The sequence below is a fragment of the Streptomyces rugosispiralis genome, assembly GCF_024505145.1.
Lineage (GTDB): Bacteria > Actinomycetota > Actinomycetes > Streptomycetales > Streptomycetaceae > Streptomyces > Streptomyces rugosispiralis.
The window spans coordinates 77249-89750 of sequence record NZ_JANIAA010000011.1 but is presented as its reverse complement, the minus strand read 5'-3'; the positions used below and the strand labels follow the sequence as shown (position 1 = coordinate 89750).

Here is a 12502-nt window from a genome sequence, read left to right as displayed (position 1 = left end):
TCCCCCAGGGGGAGGGTCGGCGAGGTTCTGGGGTCCGCGCTTCCCACCCCCGCTGACGAGGAGAGACCGTCGCATGTCCAAGCAGACGTATGTGCGCACCAAGCCGCATCTGAACATCGGCACCATGGGCCATGTCGACCACGGCAAGACCACGCTGACCGCCGCCATCACCAAGGTGCTGAGCGAGCGCGGCACCGGCGGCGCCTATGTGCCGGCCAACCGCATCGACCGGGCGCCGGAGGAGGCCGCGCGCGGCATCACCATCAACATCGCGCATGTCGAGTACGAGACCGACACCCGGCACTACGCGCATGTCGACATGCCCGGCCACGCCGACTTCATCAAGAACATGGTGACCGGCGCCGCCCAGATCGACGGGGCGATCCTGGTGGTCTCCGCGCTCGACGGTGTGATGCCGCAGACCGCCGAGCATGTGCTGCTGGCCCGCCAGGTCGGCGTCGACCACATCGTGGTGGCCCTCAACAAGGCCGACGCGGGCGACCCCGAGCTCACCGACCTCGTCGAGCTCGAGGTGCGCGAGCTGCTCTCCGCGCACGGCTACCCCGGCGACACCACGCCCGTCGTACGGGTCTCCGGGCTGCGGGCGCTGGAGGGCGACCCGCGGTGGACCGGGGCGATCGAGGCGCTGCTGGACGCCGTGGACACCTACGTCCCGACGCCCGTGCGCCACACCGGGGCGCCGTTCCTGCTACCGGTGGAGAACGTGCTGACCATCACCGGCCGCGGCACGGTCGTCACCGGCGCCATCGAGCGCGGCACGGTACGGGTCGGCGACCGGGTCGAGGTGCCCGGCACCGATGTGGCCACGGTGGTCACCGGGGTGGAGACCTTCGGCAAGTCCATGGAGTCGGCCGAGGCGGGCGACAACGTGGCGCTGCTGCTGCGCGGGGTGGCGCGGGACGCGGTGCGCCGCGGCCATGTGGTGGCCGCGCCCGGCAGCGTCGTGCCGCGGAGGCGCTTCACCGCGCGGGTGTACGTCCTCTCGGCGGCCGAGGGCGGCCGGCGGACACCGGTGTCCACCGGCTACCGTCCGCAGTTCTACCTCCGCACGGCCGATGTGGTCGGCGCCGTGGACCTCGGGGCCACCGCGGTGGCGCGCCCCGGTGACACGGTCACCATGACGGTCGAGCTGGGCCGCGCCGTACCGCTGGAGCCGGGCCTCGGCTTCGCGATCCGCGAGGGCGGCCGCACGGTGGGCGCGGGGACGGTGACCACCGTGCTGCCGTGACCATCACCGGCCCGCTCGTCCGCCCCCCGAGACGGACGAGCGGGCCGCCATGTGCCGGCGACGGCACAATGAGAGGGTGAACGAGCCGATACCCGTGAGCCGCGCCGTGGACGGCGGCACCGCCAAGCTGATGCCGGACCTGGACCGCCCGCGCGCCTGGCTGCTCACGGTGGAGGGCGCCCCGCAGTCGTATGTGGACCTGGACGATCCGGGCCATCTCGAATTCGAGTACGCGCGGCGGATCGCCCATGTCCTGGACGCGGCCGCCGATCCCGGCGCCCCGCTCGACGTACTGCACCTGGGCGGTGGGGCGCTGACGCTGCCTCGTTATCTGGCCGCCACCCGTCCCGGCTCCCACCAGGTGGTGATCGAGGCCGACCGGGGGCTGCTGGAACTGGTCGCCGAGCGCCTTCCGCTGCCGTCCGGGGCGGGCGTCACGGTGCGGCCCGAGGACGCCAGGACCGCGCTGGAGGCCGCGCCCGAGGGGTCGGCCGATGTCATCGTGGCCGATGTCTTCGGCGGTTCGCGGGTGCCCGCGCATCTGACCTCCGTCGAGTACGCCCGCGCCGCGGCCCGCGCGCTGCGGCCGGGCGGGTGGTACGTGGCGAATCTGGCCGACGGGGCGCCGTTCGCCTTCCTCCGCTCCCAACTGGCCACCTATCGAACGGCGTTCGCGCACCTCGCCCTGATCGCGGAGCCGTCGGTGCTGCGTGGCCGCCGGTTCGGCAACGCCGTGCTGCTGGCCTCCCGGTCCGAGCCGCCGGTCGCCGTGCTGGCCCGCCGGACCGCGGCCGACGCCTTTCCGGCCAGGGTCGAGTACGGGGAGGCGCTGGAGCGGTTCACGGGTGGCGCGGCGCCGGTGCGGGACGAGGACGCCACGCCCTCGCCCGAACCGCCGGACGGGGCGTTCAGCGTGGGCTGACCGGCTCCGGGGCGGTGTCCGGGGCGGCGGCCGGTCCGCCCTCGGCGACGGGCTCGGTCCCGCTCCGGCGCAGCCGCCGTACGTCCGGGACCGTCAGCACCGCCAGCGTCAGCGCCAGGATCAGCGCCGAACACCCCCACAGCGAGGCCGACCGGCCGAACGCCTCCTCGGCCGGGCCCGCGAGCGCCGTGGCGAGCGGCACCATGGCGATCGAGCCGAACCAGTCGTACGCCGAGACCCGCGACAGCTTGTCCTCGGGGATCTCCTGGTGCAGCGCGGTCATCCAGGACACCCCGAACACCTCGACCGACACCCCGACCACGAACATCACCACGGCCAGCGGCACCACCGGCACCGGGACGGCGAGCGCGGCCGACGGCAGGGCGAGCGGCAGTATGCACAGGGAGCCCGCGAGCAGCATCCGGCGCGGCCGCCAACGGACCATCAGCAGACAACCCAGAACGGTGCCCGCGCCGAACGCCGCGAGCGCGAGTCCCCAGGGACGCGCCCCGCCCAGGTGGTCCTCGGCCACCAGCGGGCCGAACACCGCCTCCGCCGCTCCCACCACGGCGTTGACGACGGAGAACTGGACGATGATCGACCACAGCCAGGGCCGGCCGACGACTTCGCGCCAACCTTCGCGCAGATCCCGCAGCATGCCGCCGCCGGGCTCCCGCTGGGCGACGGCGCTGACGTCCAGCAGGGACCGCAGGGCGCCCGCGACCGCGAACGCGGCGGCGTCGGCGGCCAGCACCCAGCCGGGCCCGACCACCGCGACCAGCGCGCCGCCGAGCGCGGCCCCGCCGATCTGCGCGCCGTTCATGCCCATCCGGAACAGCGCGAAGGCACGGGCGGCCTGTTCGCCCTTGACGCTGGAGAGCAGCATGCCCTCGGCGGCGGGGGAGAAGAACGCCTGCCCGGTGCCGCCGAGCGCGGACAGCGCCGCCATCTGCCACAGCCGCGCCTCGCCGGACAGGACGAGCACGGCGAAGACCGCCTGCGAGAGGCAGTTGAGACTGTTGGCGGCGACCATCACCCGATGGCGGGGCAGCCGGTCCGCCACCGCGCCGCCGATCAGCAGGAAGACGACCAGGGGAAGGGTGCGGGCCGCCGCCACGAGTCCGACGTCGCCGCCGTCCCCGCCCGCCTCCAGCACCGCGAACGCCGCCGCGATGAGGGCTCCGGCGTTTCCGAGGCCCGTCACCACGGCGGCGGTGGTCAGCAGTGTGTAGTTGCGGCCGGCCCACGCGGGGCGGCGCGGTCGGATGCGCGGGGCCGGAGGAGTCGTCACATCCGGACTATCCCTGGGGGCGGGCCCCGGCGTCCAACCGAATTACGGCCGCTCTGGGCGAAGGGCGCCTGCCTTCGGCCGGAGGGTCAGGAGACCTCCGACTTCACCGGCCGCAGCGAACTCATGATCTTCTTGATGGTCGAGTCCGGGACCTCTTCCTTGGTGCCCTTGACCGAGTACAGGACCCAGGTGGCGAAGTCGCCGTTGGTGTCCGTGTAGGTCACGGTGACCGACTTGCCGTCGGTGGTGCACTTGTCGGTCTTCTTCACGCCGGTGACGGTGGCCGACGCGGTGTAGCCCTCGAGGCCGTGGGCGCTCTTGAACTTCTTGGCGTCGGTGACCTTGCGGGTCCCGGTCTGCTTCTGGTCGAAGGCGGCGAACACCCAGTTCTCGGCCTCGATCTTGGCGGCCGACGCCTCGCTCTTGGCGCCCTGCGCGCCCTTCGAGCCCGCACCGGCGGCGTGGCTCTTGTCGACGTAGCCGTCCTTGTCCTTGACCGAGCAGTAGTCCTTCTTGTACCTCGCCGGAGCGGACATGACCACGAGTGGCTTGCCCTTGTCGTCCTCGAAACCGGTGCTCAGGCCCGGCGATTCGACCGTCCAGTCCGGGGGGACGTCGAAGGCGTTGTGCCGCTTGGGGCTGACCACCGGCTTCCAGCCGGGTATGACCGCCTTGACGTCGCTGGTGTCACCGCCGGCGCGCGGGTTGTCCGCACCGCCGCCGCCCGGGTCCTCGGTCGGCTCCTCGGAGGCCGGGGCCGATGTGGAGGCGGGCGTCTTGTCCTTCCCCTTCGACTCGTCACCGCCGCCGCTGTCGTCCTTGCCCAGGACCAGCGCACCGGTGATGCCCGCGGCGGCGACGACCGCGATGGCCGCGACGACGGCGATGGTGGTCGTGCGCTTCTTGTTGTCGCGCGGCGGCCGGGGTGCGCCGGGCGGGCCGGACGGAGCCCCCCACTGCCGGCCGGGCGGACCCTGCGGCGGGCCGTAACCGGGCTGCTGCTCCGGCTGGCCGTACTGCCCCTGCTGGCCGGGCTGTCCCTGCTGGCCGTACTGCCCCGGCTGACCGGGCTGTCCCGGCTGCTGCTGGGGCGGCTGCTGATAGGGATTCGGCTGTTGGTATCCCGGCTGCTGATACGGGTTCGGCTGGTTGTATCCCGGCTGCTGATACCCCGGTTGCTGATAGGGGTTCTGATCGTGCGGGTTGTTCTGCTCGCCCCCGGGCGGCTGCTGTCCTGGCCACATGGCCAGTAACGATAGAGGGGGCCGACGACACCTGCTACGGCTGCCCCGTGGACCGCCCTTTCCCCGCTTGCTGCTGGATGGTAACTTCCGGGGCATGTCGGAAACCCTGCCCTCCGTCGGTGAGATGCTCGCCGCCACGGTGCCCATGGTGCGCACCCTGAACCTGGAGTTCCGCGAGACGTCGCCCGAGCGCGCGGTGCTGTGCCTCCCCGACCAGCCCGACTTCCACAACCACGTCGGCGGCCCCCACGCGGGTGCCATGTTCACCCTGGCGGAGTCCGCGAGCGGCGCCATCGTGCTGGCGGCGTTCGGCGATCAGCTCGGCCGCGCCGTACCGCTGGCCGTGCGCGCCGAGATCGATTACAAGAAGCTCGCCAAGGGGCCCGTCACCGCGACCGCCACCCTCGGCCGGCCCGCCGCCGAGGTGGTCGCCGAGCTGGACGCGGGGCGGCGGCCTGAATTCCCGGTGAACGTCGCGATCACACGCGAGGACGGTGCGGTCACGGGCGAAATGTCCATCGTGTGGACCCTGCGCCCCCAGTCCTGAGCCCTCTTCCTCAGCCCCGAGTCCGGCCTCCCCGTCCCCGAGCCCGGCCCCGGGTCCGTCCTCCCTTCGCCGGAGCCGACGCGGGCCGGAGCACGACTTGGGGATGATGGCGGCCGCGCTCCGATTGAGTAGGCTTCCGAGCGTGCGCCGCTTCCTGTCCGGCGCACGCCGGGAAGCGGTCGCCACATGGGGAGGAACCGGCGTTGCATATCGAGGGATGGCTCGAGAGCGTGCCCGCGGTCAGTGTGTATCTGCTCGTGGGTATCGTCATCGGCCTGGAGAGCCTGGGAATTCCGCTCCCCGGCGAGATCGTCCTCGTCAGCGCGACGCTGCTGGCGGCCTCGCAGGACCACATCAACCCCTACATCCTGGGGGCGTCCGCCATCGCGGGCGCGGTGATCGGCGACTCCATCGGCTATCTCATCGGCCGTAAGGGCGGACAGCCGCTGCTCGCCTGGCTGGGCCGAAAATTCCCCAAGCACTTCAGCGCCGAGCACGTGGCCACCGCCGAGCGCTCCTTCCAGAAGTGGGGTATGTGGGCGGTCTTCGTCGGCCGGTTCATCGCGCTGCTGCGCATCTTCGCGGGGCCGCTCGCGGGCGTGCTGCGCATGCCGTACTGGAAGTTCCTCATCGCCAATGTGCTCGGCGGCATCGTCTGGGCCGGTGGCACCACCGCGGTCATCTACTCCCTGGGCAAGGTCGCGGAGGACTGGCTGAAGCGCTTCTCCTGGCTCGGGCTCGTGCTGGCCCTGCTCTTCGGCCTCGGCTCGATGCTGGTCATGAAGTGGCGCTCCAAGAAGTCCAAGGCCGCGGCCGTCACGGCGGCCGATTCCGAGACCGCCGAGCCGGAGCCGGTCCCGGCCGGGGACTAGGGTCCTGCTGACGGATCTCCGCGGGAGAAGGACCCTGGGGGTGCCGGCCGGGTCTTGCCGCCCGCGGCGGGCCACGCGGGGCAGCCGCATATCGACACTTTCCCTCCCCGCCCCTTCCCACAACCCGGGCGCTGCCCCGGACCCCGGGGCCTGGGGCGGAGCCCACCACGCGGCGGGCACCCATGGACCGGATCGGCCGGACCGGCCGTAGGGCTCTGCCGGAACTGCCGGCCAGGGCGTGGAACGCGAAGGGAACGACCAGGTGGGAGAGACGGTGCGCGCCTTGATCTTCGGCATCGACGGGAAGGAGCCACAGATCGCCCCCGACACATTCGTGGCCCCCACGTCGGTGGTGATCGGCGATGTCGTGCTGGCGGCGGGATCGAGCGTCTGGTACCAGGCGGTGCTGCGGGGTGACGGCGGCCCCATCGTCCTCGGCGCGGACAGCAACATCCAGGACAACTGCACGGTGCATGTCGACCCCGGATTCCCGGTCTCGATCGGTGAGCGGGTCTCGGTCGGGCACAACGCGGTCGTGCACGGCTGTACGGTCGAGGACGAGGTCCTGATCGGGATGGGCGCGACGGTCCTCAACGGCGCCCGGATCGGTGCGGGATCGCTGGTCGCGGCTCAGGCCCTGGTGCCGCAGGGGATGGAGATACCGCCCGGTTCCCTGGTGGCGGGGGTGCCGGCCAGGGTGAAGCGCCCCCTCACGGACGAGGAGCGAGCGGGCATCAAACTGAACGCCCAGGTGTACGCGGACCGGGCGAAGCAGTACCGGGAAGCGCTCGGAAGCGGCGAATAGCCGAATGTGATCGGATGGTGCCCATGGACTGGGAAGCCTTCGCCGAGCGCATGGCCACCATGGCGCGGGACCTGCTGGCGCAGGAGTCCGTGGAGGCCACGCTGGAGCGGATCAGCGCGTGCGCGGTGGACATCGTGGAGGGCTGCGACGCGGCCGGCATCCTGGTGCTCCACAGCAGCCGGGTGGAGTCCCTCGCGCCCACCGAAGGGCTGGTGGTGCGGTCGGACCGGCTCCAGGGGCGGCTCCGTGAGGGACCCTGTTTCGACGCCGCCCGTCTTCTGGACGGCGAGCGGGTGTTCCGGATCAAGGACTTCACCGAGCCCGAGGAGCGCTGGCCGGATTTCGTCAGCGAGGCCCGCAGCCTCGGCATCGGCAGCATGATGGGGTTCCTGCTCTACACCGAGCAGGAGAACCTCGGCGCCCTGAACCTCTACTCGCGACGCCCCGCCGTCTTCACCAGGGCCAGCGAGACGGCCGGCTGGCTGCTGGCCTCGCACGCCGCGGTCGCCTTCTCCAGCGCCCGCACCGCCGATCAGCTCCAGCAGGCGATCCAGACCCGGCACACCATCGGGGAGGCCATGGGCATCCTCATGGAACGCCTCAAGATCACCGAGGACGACGCCTTCGCACTGATCCGGCGGGTGTCCCAGGAGCGCAACGTCAAGCTGCGGGAGATCGCCCGGCAGATCTGCGAGAGCGGTGGAATCGACGGCTGAAGCGTCAGCCGGAGCCGACGCATCAGCCGAAGCGGCACTTCCGGCCCGCGGTCTGGACCGGAAGGGCCTGGCCACCGTGGTCCCCCGGGGGCTCACTCCGATGGCGTGACGCCCAGGTACCCCCGAGGCCTCCGGCGGTAACCCCCGCCGTCACCGGGATTTCGGCAGGGCCCGCGGAGCACGGACGCCCTCCTTCGGCCGCCGCACCGGGGGCATCCGCGACCCGCGCGGGCTCCGGGGCGTCCGCACCGGCCGCCAGGTGGCGACGAGGGCCGCGGCCAGAAGCAGCTCGGCGAGGTCGCCGCCGTAGTACATGATCTCCGCACCGCCCCGGACCTCGGCGATCGGGGCACGCACCTGCACCCAGAAGCCCCCGTACATCAGCTGGGCGATGACGGCGTGGGCGGCGATGGCGACGCCGAGGACCACCAGCCGGGCCGGCACCCCCGGCCGGGCCGGGGCCGGATCAGGACCGGCGATGACATACGCGAACAGCCAGCCCGAGAGCAGGAAGTGGGCGTGGGGCAGCCAGTGCCATCCGGGGTGGCCCACGGTGGCGTCGTAGACGGGGGTGAAGTACAGGAGCACCAGCCCGCCGGTGGTCAGCAGCAGGGCGGTCACGGGGTGGCCGAGCAGCCGCGCGGGGCGGGACCGGAGCACGGCGGTCAGCCGTCGGCCGCGGTCCGGGGGCAGGGCGCGCAGCAGCAGGGTGACCGGGGCCGCGAGCACCAGGGCGAGCGGTGCGTACATCCCGAGCAGCAGATGCTGGGCCATATGGCCGCGGAAGTCCTCATGGGCGAACGGCGCGAGCGGCGGCAGCAGCGCCACGGCCACCAGGACGAGCCCGGTCCCGAAGCTCAGCGACCGCGCGAGCGGCCAGCCCTGGACGGGGTGACGGCGCCGGGCGCGGCGGGCCGTCAGCGCGTAGGCGACGGCACACCCCAGCAGGGCGAGGGCCGGCAGCCATACGTCCAGGGGGCCGCCGCCCCCGCCGTGCCCATGGCCGGGGTGCGCCGCGCCGCCACCCATCACACGCGCCCGGTGGCGCGGGGCGCCTCGGGGCCGGAGGGAGCCCCGCGGCGCTGCAGCAGATGGCCACCGGCCACCAGAAGGGCGCCCAGGACGAGGAAGCCTGCGTCCCACCACGGCTGCTCCGGGCCGGTGCGGACATGGTGGATGCCGAGGATCTGGTGGTCCAGTACGCCCTCGACGAGGTTGAACAGGCCCCAGCCGACCAGGATCCAGCCCCACAGGACGCGGGAGCCCCACACCCGGCGCCGTTCGTGGGTGACCCGGGCGTAGAGGATGGCCAGCCCCAGCAGCACCGAGATCCAGCACACGGCGTGGAAGACGCCGTCCCACACGGTGTTCATCCGCAGACCTGAGACGGTGTGCGGGTTGTAGTACCGCACCCCGATGCGGTCCTGGTTGGTGCTGCTGAGCATGTGGTGCCACTGGAGCAACTGGTCAGCAGGATCCCGTCGAGGAATCCGCCGAGCCCCACCCCCAGCACGATCCCCGGCAGCCGGATGACGCGGGACGCGGGCAGCTCGGCCCGGGTTTCCTCCGCCGTGGTGGTCATCACCGCGCTCCGTCCTGACGACAGCGGGTTTCCCCGCGCTCTCCGCCCCCCACGGCTTCCCGGCCGGACCGGCTTCCTCACGCGCCCGCGTCGTCTTTACGCCATCTCGCCGAGCCGGACCGGGGTGGCGCGAGCCGGGGCGGGCCGGGGTGGCGCGAGCTGGGGCGGACCGGGGTGGGGCGGGCCGGGGCGGGCCGTCCGCCGGCGCCGTGCGTCAGGCCGGTCCGCTCAGGCGGCGGTGACGGTGAACAGCCCCCCGTCGGGGTCGCACAGGATCGCCTGACGGCCCGTGGGGGAGGCGTCCGGCGGAAGGGCGACCGTGCCACCGGCGGCGCGGGCCGCCGCCACGGCGGCCGTCACATCGGGGACGCGGAAGTGGACGTACCAGCGTGGCCGGACCCGTGGGTCGGGGGCCTGCTCGACGGCGCCGCCGTGGACCACCGCCAGCTTGCGGCCCTCCTCGCGCACGATCACCTCGTCGTTCTCGTACTCCACGGAGCAGTTGCCGTCCGGTGACGCCCAGCCGAAGACCTCGCCGTAGAAGAGGGCGGCCGCGAACGCGTCGCGGGTCCGCAGCTCCAGCCAGACCGGGGCACCCTCCTCCGGACCCGCCGGCCAGCCGGGCAGCGCATCCCCCGTCCAGAAGCCGAAGACGGCGCCGTCGGGGTCGGCGGCCAGTCCGGCGCGGCGGCCGGTGCCGAACGGGAGCGGGCCGACACCTACGGTGCCGCCCCGCTCACGGATGTGTGCCGCGGTGGCGTCCGCGTCCGCCACGGCGAAGAACGGTGTCCAGGCGACCGCGCCCATGAGGCTGTTCGCGAGCGCTCCGACCCCGGCCACCGGCGCTCCGCCGAACAGCGCCGTACGGAACTCCTCACCCCGTCCGGTGGGGTGCCAGGTCCATCCGAGCACCGCGGTGTAGAACGCCTGCGCCTCCTGGAGGCTGGGGGCGGCGAGACTCACCCAGCAGGGGAATCCCGGCCGTGCCTGGCCGACCGGCTTCATGGGCACCACTCCTCACGACTCCGCCCCGACACCACCGCGGGGGACTGCACCGATGTACCCCGCCGGCCGGGGGCTATGCCCGGGAGGTGGCGCGGGGCCAGGTGTCCGGGGCGATGTGATGCCAGATGTTCTGGGCCTGCACCAGCAGGGTGCCGAGGACGGCGGTGGTGGCGGTGGAGACGCCGCGCTGATCGCAGAGCACCTTGTGCAGGTCGTCGTGGCGCCGTTGCACGGAGTCCAGCCCCTCCTCCAGCCGGGTGTGCGCGTCCTCGGGGGCGGAGGGCAGGCAGATCAGGTCCGCCCGAGCCGCGCACGCGGTCGCCAGGTCGCACAGGAGCCGGCCGTAGTCGCCGAGCGCCCGCTGGTCGGGGGAGGGAATGGCGCGGTTCTCGTCGGCGATGTCGATCATGGTGCTGGTGATCCCGCCGATCTGGGCGACGATCGCTCCCCACCGCTGGTCCTCGCTCTCGGCGGGAAGCGGTGGCAGTCTCTTGCGCGACTTCCACGGCAGGCCGGGATTGAGCCTGAGACTCTCATGGCTCCACAGCCGGGCGGATCGCAGGCTCGCTTGCCGCTGCTGGAGGCGATCGGACAGCCGCCGCCAGTCGGCGGCGGTCTCCTCGGACCAGTCGTCACGGGCCAGTCCCTCGGCCATCCCCGCGAGGGCGCCCTCGGCGCCGCGCGCGAGGCCGCTGAGGTTCTCCCGTACGTTCCGCAGATGGACCGGCGGCAGGATCAGCGCGTTGACCGCGATGCCGATCGCGGCGCCCAGCAGGGCCTGGAGCAGCCGGTGGGAGACCGTGAGGCCGGACACCGGGGCCGAGGTGAGGGTGAACAGCGCGGTGGTGGGGCCGTAGATGCCCTGGTCGCCGAGGCGGGGCCAGTTGCTGAGCAGCATCACGACGGGCAGGACCAGGGCCACCGAGATCAGGATGTTCCCGGTCAGGGCCTCGGCCGCCGCCGCCAGCAGCGTGCCCACGGCGATGGCCACCAGCTGCTGCAACCCCTTGAACAGCGAGCGGTAGACGGTGGCCTGGACCAGGACCACCGCCACCCACGGCGCCATCAGCGCCACCGGGTCCTTCAGCCACCACCCCGAGACCGCCCAGGCGAGGGTGGCCGCCCCGGCCGCCTTGAGCGACTGCACGAGCAGGTCCCGGTCCCGCCCCGGCCCCTGCCACGCCCGCGCCACGGCGTTCACGATCCCCCGGGCCTCGGCCCGCACCATGTACAGCTTCTCGTTCACCTGCCCCATGGCGTAGTGGGTTCCTGGGGCACGTCGGCTTATGCATGGTCGCTTACGCGTGGCCGGGCCGTGGCCCGGCCACGCGTAAGCGGCCACGGCCCGCCCGGCCGCGGCTCGGCCGCGGCCCGCTCAGCCCGTGGCCAGCAGCAGCGTGCCCACCAGGGCGAGCCCGGCGCCGGTGGCCTGGACCACCCGCAGCCGCTCGCCGAGCAGTCCGCGGGCCGCGAGGGCGGTCACCACGGGGTAGAGGGAGGCGAGCACCGCGGCGACGGTGACCGGGCCGTGGTGCGCGGCGAGGTTGTACGTGCCGTTCGCGGCCACGTCGGCGAGACCCACGAAGGCGAGCGCGGGCAGCGACGCCCACATCACGCCCATCCCGCCCTCGGGCAGCCCGGGGCTGCCGCGCCGCACGGAGACCAGCAGCGCGCCGCCGCCGACCGCCACATTGCACACCCGCTGCACGAACAGCGCGAGGAACAGCCCGGTCAGGGTGTGCGACGCCTCGGCGATCAGCGCCATCACCGAGCCGAAGCCCAGCGCGGCCACCAGGGTGAGCAGCAGCGTCTGCCGCTGAACGGGCGCCCCGCCGGTCTGCGGACCGCTCGCCAGGACCACGCCCGCGACCGCCACCACGACCCCCGAGACCTGGAGCAGACCGGGCCGCTCCCCGAGCACCAGCGCGACCCCGAGCGGCACGATGACCCCGCCGAGCGCGCCGAGCGGGGAGACGACGCCCATCGGGCCGAGCGCGAGGGCCCGGTAGAAGCACAGCATCGCGGCCGGGCCGACCACACCGGCCGCCGCGGCGAACCACAGCCGCGGGCCCGCCTCTGACCATCCGCCGGTGGCGACCACGATGGCGCCGAGGACGGTGACCGCGATGATCTGGGAGACGACGACCACGGTGAGCGCGGGCGTGCGCCGGGTGAGCAACCCTCCGCCGAAGTCGGCCAGCCCCCAGAGCAGGCTGGTGGCAAGGGCGAAGAGCGCGGACATGGTGAAACCTCGCCGTACAGTGTGGTG

12 protein-coding genes and 1 pseudogene are annotated in these 12502 nt (G+C 73.1%); 6 read left to right on the top strand and 7 right to left on the bottom strand.

Annotated features, from left to right (window positions below; all coding sequences use genetic code 11):
* The first annotated feature begins 73 nt into the window (after positions 1 to 73).
* Together tuf and NP777_RS19325 are read left to right on the top strand one after the other, a co-directional pair.
* Positions 74 to 1249 carry an elongation factor Tu gene (tuf, locus tag NP777_RS19330; RefSeq protein WP_256651412.1) on the top strand — a complete coding sequence of 392 codons (1176 nt, stop codon included), beginning with the start codon at positions 74 to 76 and terminating at the stop codon, positions 1247 to 1249.
* Between the two features lie 76 nt (positions 1250 to 1325).
* The gene (locus NP777_RS19325; protein ID WP_256651411.1) at positions 1326 to 2171 is read left to right on the top strand and encodes a spermidine synthase; all 846 of its coding nucleotides are present in this window, start codon (positions 1326 to 1328) and stop codon (positions 2169 to 2171) included.
* Here the strand turns inward: NP777_RS19325 and NP777_RS19320 are convergent.
* Both NP777_RS19320 and NP777_RS19315 read right to left on the bottom strand, forming a co-directional pair.
* Positions 2158 to 3462: an MFS transporter gene (locus NP777_RS19320; RefSeq protein ID WP_256651410.1), complete on the bottom strand. Its 1305-nt coding sequence runs from the start codon at positions 3460 to 3462 to the stop codon at positions 2158 to 2160. The two genes, NP777_RS19325 and NP777_RS19320, sit on opposite strands and share 14 nt — an antisense overlap.
* A gap of 86 nt (positions 3463 to 3548) precedes the next feature.
* The gene (locus NP777_RS19315; RefSeq protein WP_256651409.1) at positions 3549 to 4706 is read right to left on the bottom strand and encodes a hypothetical protein; all 1158 of its coding nucleotides are present in this window, start codon (positions 4704 to 4706) and stop codon (positions 3549 to 3551) included.
* Between the two features lie 94 nt (positions 4707 to 4800).
* Between NP777_RS19315 and NP777_RS19310 the strand changes: the two genes are divergently transcribed.
* The 4 genes from NP777_RS19310 to NP777_RS19295 all read left to right on the top strand — a co-directional run bounded on the left by NP777_RS19310 (position 4801) and on the right by NP777_RS19295 (position 7646).
* Entirely contained in the window at positions 4801 to 5253 is a 453-nt protein-coding gene (locus NP777_RS19310; RefSeq protein WP_256651408.1) for a DUF4442 domain-containing protein, read from the top strand.
* A gap of 203 nt (positions 5254 to 5456) precedes the next feature.
* Positions 5457 to 6125: a DedA family protein gene (locus tag NP777_RS19305; protein WP_256651407.1), complete on the top strand. Its 669-nt coding sequence runs from the start codon at positions 5457 to 5459 to the stop codon at positions 6123 to 6125.
* A 262-nt stretch (positions 6126 to 6387) separates the two neighbouring features.
* A complete protein-coding gene (locus NP777_RS19300) occupies positions 6388 to 6930 on the top strand; it encodes a gamma carbonic anhydrase family protein (RefSeq protein ID WP_256651406.1) in 543 nt (180 codons plus the stop codon).
* 23 nt (positions 6931 to 6953) lie between these two features.
* The gene (locus tag NP777_RS19295) at positions 6954 to 7646 is read left to right on the top strand and encodes a GAF and ANTAR domain-containing protein (protein ID WP_256651405.1); all 693 of its coding nucleotides are present in this window, start codon (positions 6954 to 6956) and stop codon (positions 7644 to 7646) included.
* Positions 7647 to 7796: 150 nt separating this feature from the next.
* Here the strand turns inward: NP777_RS19295 and NP777_RS19290 are convergent, their stop codons facing one another.
* The 5 genes and pseudogenes from NP777_RS19290 to NP777_RS19270 form a co-directional block, all read right to left on the bottom strand.
* Positions 7797 to 8675, bottom strand: a complete 879-nt coding sequence (locus NP777_RS19290; protein ID WP_256651404.1) for a cytochrome c oxidase assembly protein — start codon at positions 8673 to 8675, stop codon at positions 7797 to 7799.
* A pseudogene (locus tag NP777_RS19285) lies at positions 8675 to 9228 on the bottom strand (DUF2243 domain-containing protein). The gene NP777_RS19290 and the pseudogene NP777_RS19285 overlap by 1 nt, the downstream one beginning before the upstream one ends.
* 228 nt (positions 9229 to 9456) lie before the next feature.
* Positions 9457 to 10233 (bottom strand): VOC family protein, encoded by a 777-nt coding sequence (locus tag NP777_RS19280; protein ID WP_256651403.1) that lies wholly within the window; start codon positions 10231 to 10233, stop codon positions 9457 to 9459.
* Positions 10234 to 10306: 73 nt separating this feature from the next.
* Positions 10307 to 11488, bottom strand: coding sequence for an FUSC family protein (locus tag NP777_RS19275; RefSeq protein WP_305889918.1), 1182 nt, complete (start codon positions 11486 to 11488; stop codon positions 10307 to 10309).
* 120 nt (positions 11489 to 11608) lie between these two features.
* Positions 11609 to 12475, bottom strand: coding sequence for an EamA family transporter (locus tag NP777_RS19270; protein WP_256651402.1), 867 nt, complete (start codon positions 12473 to 12475; stop codon positions 11609 to 11611).
* Positions 12476 to 12502 lie beyond the last annotated feature (27 nt).